The organism is Kribbella sp. NPDC050124 (genome assembly GCF_044460355.1).
Classification (GTDB): Bacteria; Actinomycetota; Actinomycetes; order Propionibacteriales; family Kribbellaceae; genus Kribbella.
In genome coordinates this window covers 130,842-154,359 of record NZ_JBITJU010000003.1, presented here as the reverse complement: position 1 = coordinate 154,359, position 23,518 = coordinate 130,842, and the positions used below count along the sequence as shown (strand labels likewise).

20 protein-coding genes are annotated in these 23,518 nt (G+C 68.6%); 12 read left to right on the top strand and 8 right to left on the bottom strand.

Annotated elements, in window-relative coordinates; translation table 11 throughout:
• Positions 1 to 20: 20 nt before the first annotated feature.
• The 6 genes from ACIBL3_RS10430 (at position 21) to ACIBL3_RS10405 (ending at position 7,734) form a co-directional block, all read left to right on the top strand.
• On the top strand, positions 21 to 659 hold the full coding sequence (locus ACIBL3_RS10430; protein ID WP_396353000.1) for a glycoside hydrolase family 43 protein: 639 nt from the start codon (positions 21 to 23) through the stop codon (positions 657 to 659).
• Between the two features lie 223 nt (positions 660 to 882).
• Complete coding sequence (locus ACIBL3_RS10425; protein WP_396352999.1) at positions 883 to 2,187, top strand: ABC transporter substrate-binding protein; 1,305 nt, start codon at positions 883 to 885, stop codon at positions 2,185 to 2,187.
• A complete protein-coding gene (locus ACIBL3_RS10420; RefSeq protein ID WP_396352998.1) occupies positions 2,187 to 3,074 on the top strand; it encodes a carbohydrate ABC transporter permease in 888 nt (295 codons plus the stop codon). Before ACIBL3_RS10425 ends, ACIBL3_RS10420 begins: the two co-directional genes overlap by 1 nt.
• Entirely contained in the window at positions 3,074 to 4,003 is a 930-nt protein-coding gene (locus ACIBL3_RS10415) for a carbohydrate ABC transporter permease (protein ID WP_396352997.1), read from the top strand. Before ACIBL3_RS10420 ends, ACIBL3_RS10415 begins: the two co-directional genes overlap by 1 nt.
• Positions 4,000 to 6,453 (top strand): beta-galactosidase, encoded by a 2,454-nt coding sequence (locus ACIBL3_RS10410; protein WP_396352996.1) that lies wholly within the window; start codon positions 4,000 to 4,002, stop codon positions 6,451 to 6,453. The genes ACIBL3_RS10415 and ACIBL3_RS10410 overlap by 4 nt, the downstream gene beginning before the upstream one ends.
• Before the next feature lie 12 nt (positions 6,454 to 6,465).
• Positions 6,466 to 7,734, top strand: coding sequence for an ROK family protein (locus tag ACIBL3_RS10405; protein ID WP_396352995.1), 1,269 nt, complete (start codon positions 6,466 to 6,468; stop codon positions 7,732 to 7,734).
• On the opposite strand, the gene ACIBL3_RS10400 is transcribed toward ACIBL3_RS10405, so the two are convergent.
• Positions 7,731 to 9,605 carry an ABC transporter ATP-binding protein gene (locus ACIBL3_RS10400; protein WP_396352994.1) on the bottom strand — a complete coding sequence of 625 codons (1,875 nt, stop codon included), beginning with the start codon at positions 9,603 to 9,605 and terminating at the stop codon, positions 7,731 to 7,733. The two genes, ACIBL3_RS10405 and ACIBL3_RS10400, sit on opposite strands and share 4 nt — an antisense overlap.
• A gap of 106 nt (positions 9,606 to 9,711) precedes the next feature.
• Between ACIBL3_RS10400 and ACIBL3_RS10395 the strand changes: the two genes are divergently transcribed.
• The gene (locus ACIBL3_RS10395; protein WP_396352993.1) at positions 9,712 to 10,134 is read left to right on the top strand and encodes a MarR family winged helix-turn-helix transcriptional regulator; all 423 of its coding nucleotides are present in this window, start codon (positions 9,712 to 9,714) and stop codon (positions 10,132 to 10,134) included.
• On the opposite strand, the gene ACIBL3_RS10390 is transcribed toward ACIBL3_RS10395, so the two are convergent.
• Entirely contained in the window at positions 10,131 to 11,054 is a 924-nt protein-coding gene (locus tag ACIBL3_RS10390) for a helix-turn-helix domain-containing protein (protein WP_396352992.1), read from the bottom strand. The two genes, ACIBL3_RS10395 and ACIBL3_RS10390, sit on opposite strands and share 4 nt — an antisense overlap.
• A 32-nt stretch (positions 11,055 to 11,086) precedes the next feature.
• Positions 11,087 to 11,821 (bottom strand): SDR family NAD(P)-dependent oxidoreductase, encoded by a 735-nt coding sequence (locus ACIBL3_RS10385; protein WP_396352991.1) that lies wholly within the window; start codon positions 11,819 to 11,821, stop codon positions 11,087 to 11,089.
• Between the two features lie 180 nt (positions 11,822 to 12,001).
• Between ACIBL3_RS10385 and ACIBL3_RS10380 the strand changes: the two genes are divergently transcribed.
• Complete coding sequence (locus ACIBL3_RS10380; protein WP_396352990.1) at positions 12,002 to 12,973, top strand: phosphotransferase enzyme family protein; 972 nt, start codon at positions 12,002 to 12,004, stop codon at positions 12,971 to 12,973.
• Here the strand turns inward: ACIBL3_RS10380 and ACIBL3_RS10375 are convergent.
• Genes ACIBL3_RS10375 through ACIBL3_RS10355 form a run of 5 tightly spaced genes read right to left on the bottom strand, consistent with a single transcriptional unit; the run spans position 12,942 to position 18,162 of the window.
• Entirely contained in the window at positions 12,942 to 14,885 is a 1,944-nt protein-coding gene (locus ACIBL3_RS10375) for a prolyl oligopeptidase family serine peptidase (RefSeq protein WP_396352989.1), read from the bottom strand. The genes ACIBL3_RS10380 and ACIBL3_RS10375 overlap by 32 nt on opposite strands.
• 50 nt (positions 14,886 to 14,935) lie before the next feature.
• Positions 14,936 to 15,700 carry a maleate cis-trans isomerase gene (locus tag ACIBL3_RS10370; protein WP_396352988.1) on the bottom strand — a complete coding sequence of 255 codons (765 nt, stop codon included), beginning with the start codon at positions 15,698 to 15,700 and terminating at the stop codon, positions 14,936 to 14,938.
• Positions 15,701 to 15,759: 59 nt separating this feature from the next.
• Positions 15,760 to 16,587, bottom strand: coding sequence for a TIGR03619 family F420-dependent LLM class oxidoreductase (locus tag ACIBL3_RS10365; protein WP_396352987.1), 828 nt, complete (start codon positions 16,585 to 16,587; stop codon positions 15,760 to 15,762).
• A gap of 49 nt (positions 16,588 to 16,636) precedes the next feature.
• The gene (locus ACIBL3_RS10360) at positions 16,637 to 17,092 is read right to left on the bottom strand and encodes a nucleoside deaminase (protein WP_396352986.1); all 456 of its coding nucleotides are present in this window, start codon (positions 17,090 to 17,092) and stop codon (positions 16,637 to 16,639) included.
• Positions 17,093 to 17,142: 50 nt separating this feature from the next.
• Positions 17,143 to 18,162 carry a LacI family DNA-binding transcriptional regulator gene (locus ACIBL3_RS10355; protein WP_396352985.1) on the bottom strand — a complete coding sequence of 340 codons (1,020 nt, stop codon included), beginning with the start codon at positions 18,160 to 18,162 and terminating at the stop codon, positions 17,143 to 17,145.
• A gap of 131 nt (positions 18,163 to 18,293) precedes the next feature.
• Between ACIBL3_RS10355 and ACIBL3_RS10350 the strand changes: the two genes are divergently transcribed.
• The 4 genes from ACIBL3_RS10350 to ACIBL3_RS10335 are packed head-to-tail and all read left to right on the top strand — an operon-like array spanning position 18,294 to position 23,489.
• Positions 18,294 to 19,652, top strand: coding sequence for an ABC transporter substrate-binding protein (locus ACIBL3_RS10350; RefSeq protein ID WP_396352984.1), 1,359 nt, complete (start codon positions 18,294 to 18,296; stop codon positions 19,650 to 19,652).
• Complete coding sequence (locus tag ACIBL3_RS10345) at positions 19,652 to 20,566, top strand: carbohydrate ABC transporter permease (protein ID WP_396352983.1); 915 nt, start codon at positions 19,652 to 19,654, stop codon at positions 20,564 to 20,566. Before ACIBL3_RS10350 ends, ACIBL3_RS10345 begins: the two co-directional genes overlap by 1 nt.
• On the top strand, positions 20,563 to 21,405 hold the full coding sequence (locus ACIBL3_RS10340) for a carbohydrate ABC transporter permease (RefSeq protein ID WP_396352982.1): 843 nt from the start codon (positions 20,563 to 20,565) through the stop codon (positions 21,403 to 21,405). Before ACIBL3_RS10345 ends, ACIBL3_RS10340 begins: the two co-directional genes overlap by 4 nt.
• 11 nt (positions 21,406 to 21,416) lie before the next feature.
• Positions 21,417 to 23,489, top strand: a complete 2,073-nt coding sequence (locus ACIBL3_RS10335; protein ID WP_396352981.1) for a glycoside hydrolase family 2 protein — start codon at positions 21,417 to 21,419, stop codon at positions 23,487 to 23,489.
• Positions 23,490 to 23,518: the final 29 nt, after the last annotated feature.

Below are 23,518 nucleotides of genomic sequence, written 5' to 3'. Positions count from 1 at the left end.
CTTGGGAATCGGCGGACCTCGTGAACTGGGGCGAGGGCCGACTCGTCCAGGTCGCGCCAGCCGAGGCCGGCAACGCCTGGGCGCCGGAGGCGGTCTGGGACCCAGAGCAGGAAGCCTTCCTCGTCCACTGGTCCTCGACGCTGTACGACAACGCCGAGCACGACGGCAAGAGCTACAACCGGATCATGTACGCGACGACCCGCGACTTCCGCGAGTTCTCCGAGCCGCGCGTGTGGATCGACCGCGGCTGGCAGACGATCGACACGACCGTGATCGAGCACGACGGCGTCTACTACCGGTTCCTGAAGGACGAACGCAGCCGCAGCGGCGATGCGCCGTACGGCAAGTCGGTGTTCTGCGAAACCTCGACCTCGCTGACGGCCGGCGCATGGAAACCGCTGGCCGAAGGCATCGGCCTGGGAGCGATCACCCAGGGCGAGGGCCCCTTGGTGTACAAGTCGAACACCGAGCAGAAGTGGTACCTCTGGATCGACGAGTTCACGCGCGAACGCCGTTACGTCCCCTTCGCAACGTCCGACCTCGCCGGCGGCGAGTGGGTGCCCTGCACAGACCACCGGCTGCCGGAAGATCCCTGCCACGGCGTGGTCCTGCCGGTGACGGCTGAGGAGTACGAGCGACTGAGTGCTGCCTGGACGTGAGTGGTCGGACCACCTCCGCGAACCGCCGCCGCGGCCGCCCGCCTGCCCGCCGAGGGCAGGCGGGTTTTTTCACGGCGTGAACTGACGCCGCGGCAGGTCACGGTTTGGGATTCTGCTCAGCGAGGTCTTGTCAGGGGTTATTCCAATGGTTAGTTTAACCGGCACTCAAACGCTCAGGGTTCAACAGAAACCCTCAGGGTTCAACAGGCAAGGAGGGCCAGCGATGGCCATGGACGGGACGCAGCTTTCGCGTCGGGGTTTTCTCGGGATGGGTCTGGCCGCGGGCGTCATCACGCTCACCGCCTGCGGGGCCGACAGTGACGACCAGGGTTCGTCGTCGGGCAACGCCACCGCCGCCAACCTGGTGATGACGGTGTGGGGCGGGGAGAACGACAAGACGACGTACCAGAAGCGGATCGACCTGCTGGTCAAGAAGTTCCCCGAGCTGAAGGTGACGCTGCAGCTGATCCCGAACGACGGGTACGCGCAGAAGGTGCAGACGATGATTGCCGGCGGCAAGGGCCCGGACATCATGCAGGTGGCCGAGAGTGTCAACGTCTACTCATCCAAGAACCAGATCCAGCCGCTGGACGAGCTGGCCGCGAAGGCCGGGCTGGACCTGGAGAAGCGGTTCGGCTCGATCGGCAAGCTGTACTCGTACCAGGACAAGGTCTACGCGATCCCGGACCGCTCCGGCGCGATGATCGTCTTCTACAACAAGGCGCTGTTCGAGGCCAAGGGCATCAAGGCGCCGACCGCGGACTGGACCTGGGACGACGCGCTCGGCGCGTTCAAGGAGTTGACCGTCCCGGGCAAGCAGTGGGGCTACGCCGGCTCCGGCTGGTGGGCGCAGTGGTGGAGCTTCGTCTACCAGAACGGCGGCAAGATCATCGACGACAGCGGCAAGCCCACTGTCGCCAGCGACGAGGTGATCGAGGCGCTGCAGTGGGCCGGTGACCTGATCTTCAAGCACGGCGTCGTACCGACCCAGAAACAGTACGCCGACATGGGCGCCGACGTCGGCGGGGACCAGGCGTTCGCCAACGGCAAGGTGGCGGTCAACACCACCGGGTTCTGGGGTATCAGCGGCCTGACCAAGTCCAAGATCGAGTGGGACATCGCCCCGCTGTGGAAGGGCAAGGAGCAGGCGGTGACCGCGTTCGGCAGCGGCCTGGCCATCTCCCGGACCGCGAAGAACCCGGAGGCGGCGCTGAAGGCGATCGACTTCCTCACCTCACCCGAGGCGCAGCAGCAGATCATCGCCACCGGCCAGGACGTGCCGGCCAACATCGAGGTGCAGAAGAGCGAGGCGTTCCTGAAGCCGGTCTGGATGACCAAGCCGGTGAACATGAACGTGTTCGGCGAGTCCAGCGGCTTCGTCTACCGGGCGCCTTTCATCCCGGCGTGGAACGAGATGCAGAAGGCGTTCGACGACGGGCTGGCCGACTTCTGGCTGGGCAAGCAGGACGCCCGGACGGCGCTCACGGCGATCCAGAAGCGGCTCGAGACCATCGTCAAGCCGAGCTGATGTCCAGGTTGCGCCGCCGCGAGGCGCTGTGGTTCTACCTGTTCGCCTCGCCGTGGATCATCGGGTTCGTGGTGTTCCTGCTCGGCCCGATGATCGCCTCGGTCTACATCTCGCTGACCGACTGGGACTCGTTCACCCCGCCGAAGTGGGTCGGGCTGGAGAACTACACCCGGCTGCTGACCGAGGACCCGGTGTTCTGGAAGGCGTTGTGGAACACGTTCTACTACGCCGCGATCTCGGTGCCGCTCGGGCTCGGGATCGGGCTGTGGCTGGCGAATCTGCTGAACAAGCAGGTTCGCCTCCGCAAGGTGTTCCGCACGCTGATCTACCTGCCGACCCTGGTGCCGCTGGTCGCGACGGCGATGATCTTCAAGATGGTGCTGGCCCCGTCCGGCCCGCTGAACGACGTGCTCGGGGTGTTCGGCATCCCGGGCCCGTCGTGGCTGCTGGAAGCGATCTGGGTGAAGCCGGCGCTGGTGCTGCTGTCGGTCTGGGGCGCCGGCGGCGCGACCGTACTGTTGCTCGCGGCAATGAAAGGCATTCCGCGCGAGCTCTACGAGGCCGCCGAGGTGGACGGCGCCGGGCCGATCCGGCAGTTCTGGAGCATCACCGTCCCGCAGCTGACCCCGATCATCTTCTTCAACCTGATCATGGGGCTGATCGGCGCCTTCCAGGTGTTCTCCCAGGTCTACATCCTGACCAAGGGCGGGCCGAACAACGCCAGCCAGATGATGGTGCCGATGCTGTTCGACGAGGCGTTCTCCTTCTACCACATGGGTTACGCGTCGGCGCTGTCCTGGCTGCTGTTCGCGGTCATCCTGGTGTTCACGCTGCTCGCCTTCCGCACCGCCCGTCGCTGGGTTTTCTACGAGACCGAGGTGAAGTAATGGCAACCCTCCTCTCCACTGCGGCCCCTCCGCAGCAGGAGGCGCCTCCCGGACCGGGCCGCCGGCCGGGTCGGGACCGGGTGCTCGGCGTGTTCAGGGCGTCGCCGTTTACCTATGCGACGCTGATCGTGGTGTCTGCGGTGCTGTGTGTGCCGCTGGTGTTCGTGGTGTCGATCGCGCTGGCCAGCGACCAGACCGTGAACGCGAACACCTTCACGATCCTGCCGCGCGAGTTCCACTGGGACAACTTCACCCGGGTCTTCAGCACCGACCTGCCGATGCAGCGGTTCCTGTTGAACTCGGTGATCATCTCGACCGGCGCGGTGATCGGGCAGGTGCTGTCCAGCGGTCTGGTCGGCTACGCGTTCGCGCGGCTGCGGGCGCCGGGCAAGAACGCACTGTTCATCATCGTGCTGGCCACGATGATGATCCCGGCGCAGATCACGATGATCCCGCAGTTCATCCTGTTCAAGGAGCTCGGCTGGGTGAACACCTACCTGCCGCTGATCGTGCCGAACTTCTTCTCCAACGCGTTCAACGTCTTCCTGGTCCGGCAGTTCGTGTCCCGGCTGCCCAGCGAGATCGACGAGGCGGCGATGGTGGACGGGCTCGGGTTCTTCGGCATCTACCGCCGGATCATGCTGCCGATGCTCAGCCCGGTGCTGATCGCGATCGGGATCTTCACCCTGACCGCGACCTGGGGCGACTTCATGGGCCCGTTGATCTACCTGAACGACGAGACCAAGATGCCGCTCGCCCTCGGCGTGCAGTACATCACCAGTACGTCGGCCGCACTCCAGGCGCCACCGTGGAACCTGGTGATGGTCGGGTCGATCCTGCTCACCCTGCCGATGATCCTGGTGTACTACCTGGGTCAGCGGTACCTGTACGAGATGGACATCAGCGGCGGCAGTGCGGGGGTCAAGTGACTTCGGTTTCCATGGATGCCCAGGGCATCGTCATCGACGGCAGGCCACAGGTCGTCCTGTGCGCCTCACTGTTCTACTTCCGGTTGCCCCGGGAGCAGTGGCGGGACCGGCTCGAGCAGGTCCGCGCGTCGGGCTACACGTGTGTCGACGTGTACCTGCCGTGGAACTTCCACGAGCTCGCGCCGGGCCGCTGGTCGTTCGAGGGCAGGCGGGACGTGGCCGCGTTCCTCGACCTCGCCCACGAGACCGGGCTGCACGTCATCGCCCGGCCGGGTCCGTACATCTGCTCGGAGTGGGACGGTGGCGCCCTGCCGGCGTGGCTCGGCCTCGACCCGGACCTGCGCGTCCGGCAGAACGAGCCGCACTTCCTCGCCTGGGTGAGTGCCTGGTACGACGAAGTGCTGCCGATGCTCGCCGCCCGGCAACTCGGAGCGGGCGGCTCGGTCATCATGGTCCAGCTGGAGAACGAGCTGGACTTCTTCGACTGCGAGGACCGCACCGGCTACCTGACCGCCCTGCGCGACCAGGCTGTTGCCCACGGCATCACGGTGCCGCTGGTGGCCTGCGCCGGGCAAGGCGATCTGTTCGGTGCCACGGGCAACGTCCCGGACGTCGTACCGGCGTGCAACTTCTACCCGAACGACGACTCGCCGTACATCGAGGAAGAGGTACGGCGTTACACGCAGCTGCTCGCGGATCGCGGGCTGCCGTTGCTGATCACCGAGACCAACCGGCGGCACCGGACCCTGCGGCGGTTGCTGGCCAGCGGCGCGTCGCTGATCGCGCCGTACCTGCAGGCGTCGGGGTGGAACTTCGGGTACACCCCGTCGAGTGGCAACTGGGGTGCGCCGGGCAACTTCATGAGCCACGGGTACGACTTCGGCGGTTACGTTTCGTCGACGGGCGTCGAGCGGCCGGAGTACGCCGAGGCACAGGTGCTCGCCCGCGTCCTCGAGGCACTGGGCTCCCGGTTGGCACTGGCCACATCGGGGGCGCCCGTCGAGGTGGTCGCGGACTTCCCGACCAGCTCGTCTCCGTCGGTGCTCGACCTCGACGGCGGCGGGCGGCTGGTCGCCGTACCGAACCTGGGTACGGCGGACGGCCGGGCGGTCGTCAACGGGACGTCGGTCGCGGTCGCAGCGGACTCGTGCCCGCTGATGCTCATCGATATGCCGCTGGGTGACCGGACGTTGACGCTGGCGTCCGCTGACCTGGTCGAGCTGTCGGACGACGGGCTGGTGTTCTCGTCCAAGGTGCCGGTGACTGTGGTCATCGGCACCACTGCGGTGGAGGTCGCGGTCGGGGCGGGCCTGGTCGTGGACGGTGTGCCAGTGCGTGTGGAGGCACCTGCGGAAGTTGTGGAGCCTGAGCAGGCGGCGGCGCAGGACGTGACTGCGGTGCGGCGGCGGGAGACTGGGGCTCCGGACAAGCCGGCTGGTACTCACGAGCTGCCGCCGACGCTGGAGTCGCTCGGTGCCTACCGCGGACGCGGGACGTACCGCGCGACCGCTGACCTGACCGGCGTCGACGAGCTGTTGCTGGTCGGTGCGGCGGACATCGTCGATCTCTCGGTCGGCGGGCGGGTTCGAACGCTGGCCGGTTTCGGTGCCACCGAGCGGATCGACGTACGGGGGCTCACCGGCGAGATCGAGGCCACGGTCGAGATCTGGGGGCACGCCAACTTCGATGACGCGCGGTTGCCGGCGCTCCAGCTCGGTGCGTTGCGCGGACTGGGCACGATGTGGACGGTTGTCGACGTACAGGATCTGTCGGCGTTGTGGATGGTCGACGGCCACTGGGCAGGCGACCCGGCTCCGCTGCGCAGCCTCACTGGGTGGAGCAGCACGCGTGTCGGTACGCCGGTCACCTATACCCGACGAATCGACACCACGACGACGACTGCCTTGCACCTGGACGGCCTACGCGAGCCGGTGCAGGTAACGGTCGGGGACAGTGTGCCGGTTACGGTCCACGCCGAGAATCCGTGGGTGCTCATCCCGGCTGGGACCAAGCAGATTGCGGTGACCCTGCCGCACAACCCGAGTGGCGGCGGACGGGGCGTCGAGTTGCTGAGTTTGCAGCCGGTGACCGACTGGACGTGCGCCGTACAGGACGACGAGCTGCTGACCGCGTTCGCGCTGCAGGACGGCCCGGCGACCGAGGTCGAGCTGCCGCTGACGCTGGAGCCCGGGGAGGAGGCCTGGCTCGACGTACGGCTTCCATCGTTGCAGAATGGATCGGTTGTCCGGCCCGAGGGCACGCAGGTGCGGGTCACCGGCTGGGCATCCGGCGAGTGCCTCGGACGGGTCTGGACCGGCGAGCGTCCGGCCTTCTCCGGCGGCGATCCCGACGTACTGTGGATTCCGCCGGGCTGGTCCGGGCTGACGCTGCTGGTCCGGGGCGTCAGCGGTCCGGGGACGCCGGAGCTGCGAACACTGAAGATCGAGTGATGGAGGGGAAGGTTGCCGAGGCAGACGTCTCGCGATCTGCGCAACGAGAGCCGGTTCGAGGTTCTGCACGCGCTGTTCTCGCTCGGTCCCTCGACCCGGCAGGAGATCGCCAAGCACACGGGTCTGAGTACGGCGACCGTCGCCACGCTGGTGACGCAGTTCCTGGCCGAGGGGGTGCTGCGGATCGCGACGGTCGAGCAGAACACGGTCGGCCGTCCGTACGAGCGGCTCAGCATCGACCCGGACCGCGGCCGGATCCTCGGCATCGACGTCGCCGAGACCTACGTCGACGCGACCGTGTACGACGTGACGCTCGGGCCGCTCGGGCAGAGCGAGGTCGCCCTCGACGAGCACGAGAACGACCCGGCGTACGTCGTCGACGGCATCGTCCGCGCGATCAAGGCGGCGGTCGCGGCCAGCGGCGCCAAGCGTGACGCCATCATCGGCGCCGGGGTGAGCATGCCCGGCCAGGTCCGCCCGGACGCCGGCGTCTCGGTCTTCGCGCCGAACTGGGACTGGCACGAGGTGAAGATCGAGGCGCTGCTCGAGGAACGCCTCGGCATGCCCGTGTACGTGGACAACCCGCTGAAGGCGGTCGCGCTGTCGGAGATGTGGTTCGGCGTCGGCCGGGAGACCAAGACGATGGCCGTGGTCAACCTCGGGACCGGCGTGGGCGCGGGGATCGCGATCGACGGCTCACTGCTGCGCGGCGCGGCCAACAACGCGGGCGAGTGGGGCCACACGCTGCTGCAGTTGGACGGCCGGCCCTGCCGGTGCGGGCGGCGTGGCTGTGTCGAGGCCTATCTCGGGGTTCATGGTCTCGAGATGTCGCTGGCCGAGATCGACCCGGAGCACCCTGCGCTTCGGCAGCCGCTGCAGCGCGGGTTCGTCGACGCGGTCGCCGAGGGGCTTGCCGCCGACGACCCGGCGCTGCTCGAGCTTGCTCGCCGTACGTCGCACTACCTGGCTGCCTCGCTCGGTGACTTGGTCAACCTGCTCAACGTCCCGCACGTCACGCTCACTGGGTGGACTACCAAGGCGCTGGCCGAGTGGCTGCTGCCCGCAGTACGGGAGGAGCTGCCTGAGCACGTGCTGCCGGGCTCGCGGCCGGGGCTGACGGTCGGGGCTTCGCGGGTGCCGGGCAATCCGGTGGCGCTCGGGATGGCGGCGTTCACGCTGGAGCAGTTCCTGGGTGCGTTGGGGCTGGCCAGCTCGGCCAGCGCGCCGGGCACGCGCCGCCGGCTGCGCACACCGGCAGCGGCCAAGGCCGTCAAGTCTTAGGCCGCCTTCTCGAACTGGGTGGTGTAGAGCTCGGAGTACAGGCCGCCGGCAGCGAGTAGCTCGTCGTGCGTGCCGCGTTCCCGGATCCGGCCGTCGTCGAGGACGAGGATCAGGTCCGCGTTGCGGATTGTCGACAATCGGTGCGCGATCACCAGCGACGTGCGTCCGGCCAGGGCGTTCGCGAGCGCGGCTTGGACGGCGGCCTCGGACTCGGAGTCCAGATGCGCGGTGGCCTCGTCGAGGATCACGATCGACGGCGCCTTGAGGAGCAGGCGGGCGATCGCCAGCCGCTGCCGCTCGCCACCGGACAGCCGGTAACCGCGGTCGCCGACCACGGTGTCGAGTCCGTCGGGCAGGCTGTTCACCAGCGTCGCAATCTGCGCGGCCTCGAGCGCCTTCTGCAGGTCGTCCTCGGTCGCCTCCGGACAGGCGAAGAGCAGGTTCGACCGAATCGTGTCGTGGTACATGTGCGAGTCCTGCGTCACCACGCCGATCACCGATCGCAGCGAGTCCTGGGTGACCTCGCGGACGTCCCGGCCACCGACCACGATCGCGCCTCCGGTCACGTCGTACATCCGGGAGACCAGGGACGCGAGGGTCGTCTTGCCGGCGCCGGACGGGCCGACGACCGCGACCAGCTGACCGGGCTCGACGGTGAAGCTGACGTCCTTGAGAACTTCGCCGCCGGTTTCGGCGGACAGCGTCGCGACGGACTCGAGCGAGGCCAGCGAGACCTCCTCGGCGGACGGGTAGTGGAAGGACACGTGCTCGAACTCGACCGACGGCTCGACCGTGGCCGGGAGCACCTTCGCATCCTTGCTGTCGGCAACCATCGGCGGGAGGTCGAGCACCTCGAGGACGCGCTCGAAACTGACCAGCGTGGTCATGATGTCGACCTGGATGTTCGACAGCGCGGTGAGCGGGCCGTACAGCCGGTTCAGGTACGCCGTCAGCGCGACGACCGTCCCGATCCCGAGGGCTCCCTGGACCGCGAACACGCCGCCCACGCCGTACACGAGAGCGACCGCGAGCGCGGCGACCAGGGTGAGCGAGACGCGGAAGATGCCGGCGTACATCGCGGTGGTGACGCCGATGTCGCGCACCCGTGCGGCCTTGCCGGCGAAGTCCTGCGACGAGTCCTGCGTCCGGCCGAAGACCTTGGCGAGTACGGCGCCCGCGACGTTGAACCGCTCGGTCATCGTCTGGGCCATCGTGGCGTTCAGCCGGTAGGTCTCGGCGGTTGCCTCCCGCAACCGGCCGGCGATCAGCCGGGCGGGCAGGATGAACAGCGGCAGCAGGACCAGCGCGAGCAGCGTGATCTGCCACGACATCACGAACATGGCGCCGAGCACGAGGGCGACGCTGAGCACGTTGCTGACCACGTTCGACAAGGTCGACGTGAAGGCCTGCTGGGCGCCGAGGACGTCACCGTTGAGGCGCTGGATCAGCGCGCCGGTCTGGGTCCTGCTGAAGAAGGCGACGGGCAGCTGCTGGACGTGGTCGAACACCGCGGTGCGCAGGTCGTACACGAGCCCCTCACCGATCCGGGAGGAGAACCAGCGCTCGGCCAGCGTGAGCGTGCCGGCGAAGACGGCCAAGGCGCCGACGGCCAGCGAGAGCCAGACGACCAGCTGCGTGTTGCCGGGCACGATGCCGCGGTCGATGATCTCGCGGAACAGCAACGGGGTGGCGGCACCCGTGGCCGCGTCGATCGCGACCAGGACCAGGAAGACGGCCAACTGGCCGCGGTAGGGGACGGCGAACTTGAGGATCCGCCGGAGCGTGCCGGCGGAAAGCTTGTGGTTGCGGACCGAGGAGTCCTTGAGCAGCGACCGCATCGCGCGACCGCCGCCACCTCCTGAGCCCGGCATTCCAGAAATCTGCGACATGGACGCCTTTCGGTCGGGGACCCAATATACTGAGCTTAACTCACTATGAGCTAGACTCACAACAGTCGTCAACCCTTAGGCTTTGCTCGTGCCCGGACCGGATGACACCGCTGAACAGATCGCGGCGCTGCTCGACGGCATCGTCCGCCGGCAGCGGCGTGCGCTGAAACAGGACCTCGAGGTCACCCACGGCCAGTTTCGCCTGCTCCGCACGCTGGATCAGGCCGACCGGGACCTGCGGCCCAGCGAGCTGGCCAATCAGCTCGGCATCGTCCCGCGCTCGGCCACCACGGTCGTCGACGACCTGGAAGCCGCCGGCCTGGTGACCCGCCGCCCCGACCCCGCCGACCGCCGCGCCACCCTGGTAGCCCTCACCCCCGCCGGCACCAAAGTCCTCACCACCATCCGCCGCCAACGCCGCGACGCCATGGTCTCCCTCATCGAACGCCTGACCCCCACCGAACAGGCCGACCTCCTCACCCTCCTGACCCGCCTGTCCGACGACGACTAGCGGGCGCTCAGCCAGCGGATGGGGTCGCCGGAGTCGAGGTCGGTGAAGCCCCCGTCGGTCAGGGCGCCGGTGAGGAGGGTGCGGCGGTGGGCGGCGAAGGTGAGGACGTGGGCGATGACTGCGCCGAAGGTGTAGATCTCGACTGGTTCGCCCGGACAGACGATGAGTTCGTCGAGGCGGCCCTCGGCGCAGACCGTGCGTACCTGGTCGAGGAACTCCGGGCCGGCGACGGCCAGCCGGTTGGTCAGCTCGGAGATGGACGGCTGGTCGGCGGAGGGGAACTCGTAGGGTCGGCCGGCGATCGCCGCGGTCCACATCTCCAGTTGGATCACGAGTCGCGCGAGCAGTCGCCGTACCGTCGGATCGTCGTCGACGCCTTCGACGGACAGCTCGATCGGGGCGTCGAGGCGGTCGTCCGGCAGGGTGGCCGCCCGGGTCATCAGCTCGCCGGCGAGCCACACGTGGTGCTCGACCATCCGCGTCAGGACATCCATCGAACTCACCTTCTCCCTGGCCGGCACCCGGATCCCCGCCGGTGGATGGAAGTGCACACCGCCCGGCGACCCGACCTGCAGCCGCGTCGGCTGTCGTCGCCACATCGCGGGCGCGACCCCATACGCCCGGCTGAAGGCCCGGGTGAACGACTCATGCGTGCCGTATCCGGCTTCGACCGCGACGTCGAGGATCGACCAGGTCGTCGTGAGCAGCCGGTACGCCGCCCGCTCCAGCAGCACCCGGCGTCGCATCCGGGCCGGCGGCTCACCCGCTGCAGCTGCCACCACCCGATCCAGGTGGAACCGCGACAACCCCACCCGCCGCGCCACTTCCTCGCCGTCCACGACCGCGTCCTCCAGCACCCCGGCCAGCACCCCGAGAAACTCGTCGAACGCGTCGGTCCCCATCACCCCATCGTCCTCCACCCAGCCGAACCCCCACTTGACCGACTTTGCGGTCAGCTGAGGTCTTTGACGTGCAGGACGGAGCCGTTCGGGAGGTCGCGGTCGAGCAGCGACCAGATCGTCCGGGCGACGTCCTCGGGTTTCGCCAGCCCACCGCGGGCCTCCAGGTCGCGGAACCTGCTCGCTTCCGGGAACGCCTCGTCGGCGGCTGCGCGGAGCTCGGCCTGCATCGCGGTGTCGACCGAACCCGGGGCGATCGAGAGCACCCGGCAGCCCGGATGTCGGCGTTGCTGTTCAAGGCCGACCGCCCGGACCCACTGGTCGATCGCGGCTTTGCCGGCGCCGTAGCTCGACTCGCCTTCGTGCGGTTTGTGGGCGGCCCCCGACGACAGCATGATCAGGTGCTGGTCGTGGTCAGTGCCGGCGACCGCGCGCAGGAAGGCGTCACCGAGCACCTGCGCCGCGGCCGAGTTGAGCAGCACGTTCCGGGTGTAGGAAGCGGAGTCGGTGCTGCCGGCCGGTCCCAGCGGGCTCAGCGTGGCGGCGTTGTGGATGAAGACCACCGTGTCGCCGTCGAACCCGGCCAGCCGGCGGCGGAAGTCCGCCTCGACGACCGGCCACGAGGCGGGATCGGCGAGATCGACGGCGACGTGCTGTGTCCCCGGCGTACCGCCGCGGCGGGACAGGTCGACGATCTCCGCGTCACCGGCCAGCGTGGCCACGAGCGCAGCACCGATCCCCGCCGACGCTCCCGAGATCCAGACCAGCATCCGGCGGAGCGCCTTCATCGGCGGTTCTCCGGTGCAGACCGGTTATCCCATGGCACGGCAAACTCACTCATGCGCAGTTCCCCCCTGCGATGTGCAATACCCCGCCTGCAGCTTACGGCCTCCGGAACCGCTGCGGTGCGCGGCGCGTTGTAGCTCACGTCGTCGTTCCCGTCGTTGCCGTCGTGGAGGAGACCGTTCGTGTACGTGCCGACCGCCTCAGTCATCGCAGCCGCCTTCGACCTCGGGGAGCCGGTAGGGGTGCTGGAGCTGGTCCGGCGCGGGAGCTGCGACACCTGGCGGTTGGAGACCGACGCGGGCCGGTTCTTCGTGAAGGGCTACCTGCCCGGCAGCGCCGGCCAGTTCACCCCGGGTGGGCTGCTCGATCAGCTCGCGGTCGCGATGGAGTTCGAGCAGCGCGCACGAGTCGCGGGGGTCGACCTTCCCGAACCGGTGGCTCCGGTCGAGCCGGTGGCCGGTTGGGCGACGCGGATCGAGGACCGGCTGTTCCGGGTCTATGACTGGATCGACAGCCGCCCGCTGGACGCCGACGACGACATCTCCGAGTGGCTCGGCCGGACCATGGCGCAGGTCCACCAGTTGCAGCCGCTCGGTCGCGCCGGTCTACCTTTCTGGTGGCGTACGGCGCTCAAACCGCAAGCCGACTGGGAGGAGTGGTTCACCGAAGCCGACCGGCTCGGCAAGACGTGGGCGCCATTCGCGTGGGAACGGCTGCCGGACATCACCGCGGTGACCGACCGCATCGCGGCTGCTTGCGACGACGCTCCCGACTGCGTGATGACGCACGGCGACTTCAAGACGCACAACCTGGTGATGACACCGGACGGTCCGGTGCTGGTCGACTGGGACAGCGTGCGCGTCGACAGCGCAGCCCTCGAAGCCGGTCGGGTCGCGCACATCTTCGCCGCCGGTTCGGCCGAAGGCATCGATCGCGTCCTGGCCGCCTACGCCGAGGCGGGCGGTGACATCGACTGGGCCGGTCCGAACCTGTTCCTCAGCGTCGCCCGCAAGAACCTGCACACCCTCTTCGATACCGTGCAGGTCTCGCTCGGCCGGTGGCCGATGCCGTGGTGGATGACCAACCCGGACCAGGAGGTCGCCGAGTTGATGGCCACGCTGCCTAGGCAGGAAGGCTCTGACGCAGGAAGTTGAGCTGCCGGTGCAGCAGATTCTCGACCGTCCGCGGGTCCTTCACCGCATGACCTTCGCCCGGGAGCGTGATGAACTCGTGCGGTCTGCCGAGCGCATTGAGTGCGCCGGTGAAACGGAAGGCGTTGCCCGGCCAGACGTTCGTGTCGGCCAAGCCCTGGATCAGCAACAGCGGTCGGCTGAGGTTGGCGGCGTACGGCAGCAGTGAGGTACGGCGATAGGCCTCGGCCTGCTCGTCCGGCTGACCGAGGAAGCGTTCCTTCCAGTACGAGTCGTACCAGCGTTGATCGGTGACCGCGGCTCCGCTGATCGCCGCGTGGAACACGTCCGGGCGGTGCAGCAGTGCGGCGATGGCGAGATAGCCGCCGTAGCTCCAGCCGCGGATCGCGACCCGGTCGAGGTCGAGGTCGCCGTACCGCTCGGCGATCGCTAGCAGGGCGTCGATCTGGTCGTCGAGCACCGGCTCGAGGATGTCGCCGACCGTCGCGCGGTCGAACGCCGGCCCGCGTCCCGGCGTACCGCGGCCGTCCGTGGTGAGCACGATGAACCCGTGCTCGGCGAACCACTGCGAGGTCAGGAAGAACGGCGACCGGTACCGCTGCACGAGTTGCTGCCCGGGACCCGCGTACGGCGTGAGCAGCACCGGAAGCTTCGACGACCCTGGCTCGTGCCAGGACGGGCGGAACACGGCGGTCCGCAGCTCGCGGTCCCCGGAGCTGACGAACTCGACGCGCAGGTCGAGCACCGGCGCCTCCTCGACGGACGCCAACTCGTCGCCGTCGACGGTGATCCGCCGTCCGGCCGGCGTGCGCGAGTCGAGCACTATGGTGCCGTCGGCAACCAATCCGTTGTGGACGCCGGGCTCGTCGGTCAGCCGCCGTACGTCGCCGTCCCAGACGTACATGTGGACCTCGGTCGGGTCCGACTGCGCCGTGAAGGTCACGGTCTCACCGCTCACACAACTGACGTCGGCGACCTGCAACCCCGGCGGCGTCACGGCCTCGTCGTCGATCATCAACCGATAGGTGTCGATCGTCTCGTCCCGCTCGATCCACACCAGCCGGCCGGACGCGGTCTGCTGCGGCACGGTCTCGGGTACGGCGACGAACTGCGGATCCGTCACCTCACGAACCAGCGTGGTCGCACCCGATCCGGGGTCGATCTCGAGGACCTGCAGACACCGCTGATCCCTTGTCTGTACGGCGATCACCGGCCGCTCGACCGACCGCAGGCCACGGACGACGTACTCGAACCGCTCCCGGTCCCACTGCACCTCGCGCCGTTCGCCGTTGAGGTCGAACACGAACAGCCGGACCTCCGCGTTCGCCGTCCCCGCCGCCGGATAGCGGAACGGCTTCGGCTCCGCACCCGGGTCGGTTGGATCCGAGACGTACCGAACCTGGACCCGGCTCTCGTCGACCCGGGTCGCGAGCAGGCGCTGACCGTCGGGCGACCACCACAACCCGTCGCCGCGTCCCATCGACATCCACGCCGTGAACTCCGGCCTTCCCCAGAAGACGTTCTCGCCGTCGGCCTCGGCGAGCAGGCGTTCGTTGCGGCCGTCGACGTCGATGAGGTGCAGCGCGCGCTCGCGGCCGAAGGCGATCGCCTTCTCGCTCGGGTCGAGTCGCGCCACGTCGACGTTGCCGACCGGCAGTTGGTCGAAGGTCCCGGCGATCAGGTCGGCCAGGAACAGATCGTGCTCGCGGACCACGAGCACTGTGGTGCCGCGACCGTCGTACGACGAGGCCGGGCCGACGCGTCTCTCGCGCTGCTCGGTCACGTCGTACGACCAGAGCGCGTCGTCGCGCAGGTAGAGCACGAACCGTCCGCCGCCGGCGATCGCGTGGTTGCCCGGCGCACCCGCCCGGAATCGCTTGGTCCGGGCAAGCTGTCCCGGCAGATCCGCAACCACCCCAGCACCTCCGGCCTCGACGCGGAGCCGTCAGTCTGTCAGAGGTGCGGTCAGGTGGTGAAGAGTTTTCCGTAACCAGTCGGTCGCGCGGCGCAGCCCGCCGCGTGCAGGAGGCCCCACAGCAGCGCCGAGTTGGCGGTCAGCACCGGACGGCCGAGGTCCTGCTCGAGCGCCGAGATGATGCCGACGGCACGGAATCCGTTGCCGCCGATGAACACGGCCTCGGCCTCGTCGGGCGTGTACTTGCGGATCCACGCGTACAGCTCGGACGGGTTGACGCTGCGTTGGTTGCTCGGCAGTCCACAGGGTTTGCGCAGTACGACGTCGAACTCCTGCGACGCGAAGTACTCACCGCCCAGCCGGTTGAGCTCGGCGTCGAACCAGGGCGGATCGAAGATCGCGAGCGTCCGCGCGCTCAGCCGGCGCAGCCCGGCCACCGCCGACGCACAGGTCGCGACCACTGGGATGCCGGCGCTGTGCCCTTCCAGCCGCTCGACGACCTTGTGCTCACCATCGGCGCCGTTCAGGTACGACGAACTCGTGAAACCGATGCCGATGGCACCTAACGGGGCCGAGGCCAGCAACGCGACCGCATCGTCGATGTACGGCGGCTGGACGAACATCTGCACCGGCGCCAGCGCGATCGTCGGATCCATCAACCCGCCGGTCGTCATCGCCCCGAACGGCACACGCGCCGCATGCACCCGCACCCCCTCCGGCGCCATCGCCTGCAACTCCGACTCCGGCCCTACATCCCCATGCGGCGTCACCACCCCGAGCCGCACCCGTACATCCCACCCATCCGGCTGCCACATGACCCAAACCTCCGTCCCCCACCTCCGATTGTGCGCTCGGCGGGCTGCACCAGCAACGGCTAGGGGGTGAGGGCTGCGACTGTTTCGAGGATTCGCCAGTCGGCTTCCGCGGTACGGCGTAGATCGGGGCTGATGTAGGTGTCGAGTACGACGTACTGCGCGCCGAGCTCGGCGAGACCGGCCAAGTCGGCCTTGATCTGGTCGAGTGAGCCCTCGCCGAGCACGCGGTCGTCGTCGGCGAGCTCGGTTGTCGGGTGGGCACGGATTCGCGGGCAGAGTGCTGGAACGGCCGCGCCCGCCTCCGCTGCGGCGCGGCGCAGCATCGGCATCCCCTTGTCGCGCAGCCACAGCGGATGCGGGTTGATCGGGTGCCAGGCATCGCCGTACTGAACCGCCCGCCGGACCGCCGCCCGGCCCGCCCCGCCGACCCACACCGGCGGGCGCGGAGCCGGCCGCGGTCCGGTGTGGATCTCGCCGTACGGCGCATGCGGCCCGGGCGATGTGGTGGTGTCGTTGCTCCAGGCATCCACGATCGCGGCCAGGTACTCGTCGGTGACCGCGCCCCGACGGTCGAACGGTACGCCGAGCGCAGCGTACTCCTCCTCGGACCAGCCGGACCCGACGCCGAGGACGAACCGGCCGTCGCTGAAGTGGGCGAGGTTCGCGCCGACCCGCGCGGTCTGCAACGGATGGCGGTAGGGGAGGACCGCGACCGAGGTGCCGAACTCGAGCCGGGAGGTGTGCGCAGCGAGCCAGGTGATCGTGGTGAACGGGTCGTAGAACGGGACCGGGTACAGCGCCTGCACCTCGGGGGTGAGGGCGATGTGGTCGGAGATCATCGCGATCGAGAACCCGGAGTCCTCGGCGAACCGGGTCCAGCGCAGCAACGACTCCGGGGTGTGCCCGGGCCGTAGTTGAGCAGGTTCAGCCCGAGCTTCACCGGCGCGTCTCCAGGAAGACGGCGAACGGCTCGCGGGCCTCGACGAGCTCGATCTGGACGATGCGATCCGGGTCGAGCCGCCGGGCGGCCGCCTGGATGTCGATCAGCACGGGCGCGAACGGCGTACCCAGATCGGGGACCCACTCCTTGGGGGCTGCGTACACGACGCGATCGACCTCGGCCGCGATCGCTGTCGTGTGGCAGATCGGGCAGGGCTCGCAGCTCGAGTAGAGCGTCGTACCGGCCAGGCTGATCGTACCGAGCTCACGGCAGGCAGCCCGCACTGCGACGACCTCACCGTGCGCGGTCGGGTCGTTGTCCCGGAGCGCGGTGTTCACCCCGGTCGCCACCACCTCGTCGCCATTCGCGATCACCGCGCCGAACGGCAACTGCCCCTCGGCCCCGTTCACCCGCGCCAACTCGACCGCCCGCCGCAACAACCCAAGATCCATGCCCCGGACGCTACCGGACCGCCGGTCACCCCCACCCCCGCATTCGGCGCTCAGTGCGCCGTGGTTTCGCCCGTGCTCTCCCGGACGGCGAGGTCGTAGTCGGCCGCGAGCTCGGCCGGCGGCGACTGGTCACCGTCGAGGCGACTCAGCAGCAGTTGGACGGCGTGCTTCGCGATCTGCGTCTTGTCGGGCCGGATTGTGGTCAGGCTCGGTGTGCTGTAGCGGCCGTCCTCGATGTCGTCGAAGCCGACCAGGGCGATGTCCTCGGGAACGCGGAGCCCGCGGCTGAGGATCGTGCGCAGTGCGCCCAGCGCCAGAAGGTCGTTGTAGCAGAAGACGGCGTCCGGGGGATCGGGCAACGCCAGCAGCTCGGCCATCGCGGCCGCGCCATCGGATCGGTGGAAGAACTCGGTCGGACGGATCAGCTCGGGTACGACGTCCAGTCCGGCCGCGTGCAGAGCGCTTCGGTATCCCCGGGTCCGCAGTTGGCCGGTCTTGCGGCTCTCGTCGGACTGGTCACCGATGGCGGCGATCCGTTGCCGGCCGAGGTCGATCAGGTGCCGGGTGGCAAGCTCCGCAGCGCCGACGTTGTCGATCATGATGTGATCGAGGCCGCCCTGCACCACGCGTTCACCGAGTAGCACCACCGGCGTGGAGGACGGGCGGTCGCGGAGGTCGGCGTCGCCCAGGGCGAGCGGGTTGAAGATGAGTCCGTCGAACATCGCCGCCCGGTTGCCGCGCATCACCAGCTCCCGCTCGCGCACCGGGTCGCCGTCGGTCTGGTCGACCACGACCGTGTAGCCGGCGGAGGCGGCCTGCTCGATCACGGCCCGGGTCAGCTCGGCGAAGTACGGTACGTCGAGCTCCGGCAGCACCAACGCGATCAGGCCGGACCGTCCGCGCCGCAGTGTGCGGGCAACGGCGTTGGGTTGGTACCCGAGCTCGTCGAGCGCGCGCTGCACCCTGGCCCGGGTCTCCGGCGCGACCTGCGGGAAGTCGTTCACCACATTCGACACGGTCCGGACCGAGACGCCGGCACGTTCGGCGACTTCACGCAGTGTGGCGGGCACTGGGTACCTCTTCCCGGTCGGCGAGCTCTTGACACTTGCAACGTTGCAAGCATAGCGTTCCGGACAGTCCTTGCAACGTTGCAAGCCCCGCGAAAGTCATGCGGCTCTGCACAAAGTCATAAGGAAGGGCCATGACCGATTCGTTCTCGTCCCGCATCTCCCGCCGTACCGTGCTCCGGAGCGCTGGTGCCGCCCTGGTCGCCGGCGGCCTCGGCGCCTGCGCGCCGGGGAACACCACCGGCAGCAGTCCGCTGCCGGCGACCAGTGCGACCACGCCGCCGTCCGGCGAGCTGACCATCTGGGACCGCACCGGCGACCTGTTCAAGGTCTTCGACAAGGCGATCGCGAGCTTCACCGCGAAGTACCCGCAGGTGAAGGTCAACCACGTCGCCGTCGACATCAACGCCAAGCTCCCGGCCACGCTGATCAGCGGCGCCGGCGTCCCGGACGGCGCGTTCTACGACGACGCGCTGCTGACCGGGGTCGCGCCGCACCTGCACGACCTCAGTCAGCTGATCGAGCAGTACAAGCCGGACATCGCGCCGTACAAGCTGGGGGTGGTGACCGTCGACGGCAAGGTCGTCGCGGTGCCGTGGGACCTCGACCCCGGTCTGCTGTTCTACCGCGAGGACATCGTCACTCAGGCAGGCGTCGACCCGGCGAGCCTGACGACGTACGACGCCTTGCTCGGGGCGGCCAAGACGGTCCGGGAGAAGTTCCCGAAGGCGAAGCCGATCCATCTGGAGAACGACCAGTTCCTGGCCCAGTTGTGGATCGACATGTTCGCCAACCAGCAGGGCGGCGCGATGGTCGACGCCTCGGGCAAGCTGACGATCGAGTCCGATCCGTACCGGAACGCGTTGACCTGGCTCGACCAGGTGCGGGGTGAGGGGCTCGGGACGCTGGCGAAGTACACCCAGCCGACCGACCTGCAGACCCAGGACAACGGGACGCAGGTGTTCGTACCGTGGGCGCAGTGGTTCGTGTTCGCGCCGCAGCAGTTGCTGAAGGCAAGCAAGGGCAAGTGGCGGGCGACCGCGTTGCCGGCCTGGCAGGACGGAGGCGCGCGGTCCGGTGTGATGGGCGGTTCGTCGTTCGTGATCCCGGCCAAGTCGAAGAACCCGGAGCTGGCCTGGCGGCTCTACGAGCACCTGGTGTTCAGCAAGGAGGGTTACACCGCGGTCTACGGGCCGAACGACGTGTACCCGGGTGGCCTGAACACGTCGATCCCGTCGTACCTGCCGGCACTCGACCCGAACACGCCGCTGTTCAAGCCGATCGACGCGCTCGGCGGCCAGGACCTGTGGAAGGTCGCGGTCGAGGCGGGCAAGCAGGTCCCGGGCGGGTACTCGATCCCGACCTGGTGGGGCAAGGCGGTCGACTACTTCGGGGTCAACGTGCAGAAGCTGCTGGCCGGGAAGATGAGCCCGGACGAGGTGCTGAAGACATCGGCGACCCAGATCCAGAAGAACCTGATGGGGCCCAGTTGATGGTGACCGTCACCGAGGCGGCCCGGACTCGGCGGGAAACGCGTCCGATACGACGCCGCCGCCGGGTCAAGGCCGCGCCGTACCTGTTCGTCGCGCCGTTCGTGCTGGTGTTCGCGGCGTTCAGCGCCTATCCGATCTTCTTCGCGCTGCAGTTGAGCTTCACCAACTGGCACGGCGCCGGGGTGCTGGAGTTCATCGGGCTGGCGAATTACCGGTTCCTGCTGGCCAGTCCGGACTTCTGGCAGTCGATGGCGGTGTCCGGTGGGCTCTGGCTGCTCGTCGTACCGGCGCAGGTGCTGATCGCGCTGACGATCGCGGTCGCGTTGCGCAAGGCAACGTTTCGTGGACTGTTCAGCGCCGCGCTGATCGCGCCGTTCGTCACGCCGCTGGTGGCGATGGCGCAGGTCTGGATCATCTTGTTCGACAAGGACTTCGGTGCGATCAACCACGGCCTGACGTCGCTCGGTCTGCCAGCAGTCGGCTGGCTGACCACTTCGATCTGGGCCAAGGTGACCGTCGCGCTGCTGGTGCTGTGGCGGACCACCGGCTACGCCGTCATATTGTTGATGGCCGGATTGTCGACGATCCCCTCGGACGTCTACGAGGCGGCCCGGATCGACGGGGCGAACGCGTGGCACCAGTTCTGGTCGATCACGGTTCCGCTCGTCACCCGGACGCTGAGCTTCGTCGTGGTGATCGGGACGCTGACCGTGTTCCAGCTGTTCGCCGAGCCGTACGTCGTGACCGGCGGCGGACCGTTCAACGGGACCCGGACCGCCGGGCTCTACCTGTACAAGCACATCACCAACTCCGACCTCGGCCTCGGCGCCGCCAACTCGATGCTGCTCGTGGTGATGGTGCTCGCGTTGTCGCTCGCCTCCATCCGGCTGCTGCGTTCCCGGGAGGACGGATGAAGCTCTCCGCTGTCGGCCGCTACGGGCTGCTCACCGTCGCCGCCGTCATCAGCCTGGCGCCACTGCTGTGGATGATGGTCTCGTCGTTGAAGCCAGGCGGCGACATCATCGCGCGGCCGTTCGGCTTCGACCTGGGACAGCTCACGCTGGACAACTTCCGGGCGATGCTGGACACGATCCCGATCGAGACCGGCTTCCGGAACACGGCGATCGTCGTACTGGTCAAAGGCGCGTTGACGATGGTGTTCTGCCCAATGGCCGGGTTCGCCTTTGCGAAGTACGACTTCCCCGGCAAGCGGCTGCTGTTCGGCACGGTGCTGACCACGCTGATGCTGCCGACGCTGGTGCTGCTCATCCCGCTGCTGCTGGAGATGAGTCAGCTCGGCTGGGTGAGTACGTTCCAGGCGCTGATCCTGCCCGGTGCGATCGACGCGTTCGGGGTGTTCTGGATGCGGCAGGTGATCCTGTCGATCCCGGACGAGCTGCTCGACGCCGCCCGGGTCGACGGCGCCGGCGAGCTGCGGATCTTCGCGAGCATCGTGGTCCCGGTGATCCGCCCGGGGCTGGCGGCACTCGGCGTCCTGACCTTCATCAACATCTACAACGACTTCGTCTGGCCGGTCGTGGCGGTGAACGACGAGCAGCACCAGACCCTGCAGGTGATGCTGTCCGCGCTGGCGCAGAACATCCGGTCCGGCCAACTCGGCGCCGACTGGACCAGCGTCTGGGGCCAGTTGCTGGCCGCCAGCACGATCGCCGCGATTCCCGTCCTGATCGTCTTCATCGCCCTGCAACGCCACCTCATCAAAGGCGTCATGGCCGGAAGCCTCAAAGGCTGACTGGAGAACCTGTGAACACACCACGCCCCGACTACCCCCGCCCACACTTCGACCGGTCGTCCCGCTGGCTCAACCTCAACGGCGACTGGGACTTCGCCCCCGACCCGTCCGACGACGGCCTGCCGGCCGCCTGGCACTCCGCCTGGCCGGCCGGCGCCGAGTCGGCGACCATTGTCGTGCCGTTTCCCTGGGAGCACCCCGACTCGGGTGTTGTTGCGCATTGGCTGCCGGTCGCTTGGTATCGGCGGCGGATCGATCGGCCCGCGGAGTGGGCGGACCAGCGGACGATTCTGCACTTCGGTGCGGTGCATCATCACGCGACCGTGTGGGTCAACGGTCAGCCGGCGGTCGAGCACGAGGGTGGGTATCTGCCGTTCGAGGCCGACATCACCGACCAGTTGGACGACGGCGCCGGGACGTTGGTCGTCCGGGTGGAGGCGCCGACGGACAAGAGGTTCATCCCGCACGGGAAGCAGCGGAGCATGCCGGCCGACGACTACGACGGCTGTGCGTTCTCCCCGTCCAGCGGGATCTGGCAGACCGTGTGGCTCGAGCCGCGACCGGCGGAGTACATCTCCGAGCTCACCCTCCGCCCGACCCCTGAGCTCGACGGCATCGAGGTCAGCGTGGTCGGCCCGTCCCCGGTCCGGATCGAGATCCCCGGCGTCGCTGTCCACGAGTTCGAAGACGTGACCGGACCCGTCACCCTGCCGATCCCCGAACCGCGGCTGTGGAGCCCGGAGGATCCACATCTGTACGACGTCGTCGTCACCGCCGGCGAGGACACGGTCCGCGGGTACACCGGGTTGCGGCGGATCGAGTGGCAAGGCAACAACCTGCTGCTGAACGGCGTACCGACGTACGTCCGGGGTGCGCTGGACCAGGGTTTCTGGCCGACCGGCGGTCACACCGCGCCGACCGATGACGCGCTGCGGCGCGATCTCGAACTGGCGCGGGAGGCCGGGTTCAACCTGGTCCGGAAGCATCTCAAGCTCGAGGACCCGCGCTGGCTGTACTGGGCGGACAAGCTCGGCATGCTGGTCTGGGCCGAGCCGCCGTCGACCGGTCGCTTCACGCCGGCAGCCGTTGCAGCTTTCGAAGCGGTCACCGCCGGGATGGTCGAGCGGGACGGCAACCACCCGAGCATCGTGATCTGGGGTGCGTACAACGAGGAGTGGGGACTCGACTGGGACGTCCCCGGTGATCCGGCGAAACAGGACGCCGTACGGCGGGCCTACCGGATCATCCGGGATGCGGACCCGAGTCGTCCGATTGTCGACAACTCCGGGTGGGCGCATGTCGAGACCGATCTCGTGGACTGGCACTACTACGACGAGAACGTCGGGTCCTGGGCGTCGGTCGTGGACCGGCTGGTCAACACCGCGGACGGGAGCTTCCCGGTCCGGCTCGGCCCGGACTTCGTGGCCACCAAGACGATCGCGGCGCCCGGCTTCGATCCGGCGGACCGGATCCAGCTCAACGGCGAGTACGGCGGCGGGTCGACCAGTGTGGAGCGTGGCTGGCACCTGCGCTGGCAGACGCAGGAGCTCCGCAGGCACCCGCGCAACGCCGGCTACATCTTCACCGAGCTCTACGACATCGAACACGAAACCGTAGGCATCTACACCTACGACCGCCGCCCCAAGGACCTAGGTGGCACCGTCCCGTCCGACGTGCACGCCGAAACCACCCTCATCATCGACGTGACCCCGCAAGCACCCGGCAGAGATGTGGTCGTGGGGGAGGAGACGCCCGAAACCGACGCGGTGGTGGCGGGGAACCCGCGCGACGGTGGCGGTGTGGTGGGGGAGGAGTCCGACGGTGCCGGCGTGGTGGCGGGGGAGGCGCCCGGGCGTGAGCTGGCGGGGCGGGCGACGGTGCCGGTTCGGGTTTCGCATTGTGGGCGGGAGCCGTTGGTGGGGACGTTGCATTGGGCAACCGGGGACGCGCCGGTTGAGGCGAAGCCGTTTGTCGTTACGGATCCGGTCGATGTGGTGGCGACGCCGGGTCGGCTCGAGTTGTGGGTTACCGATGCGTCCGGAGGGGTCGTTGCGCGCACGTTCGTAGACATCACCATGCACTGATCTCGGGGATCCGCCCTATCCGAGGAGGT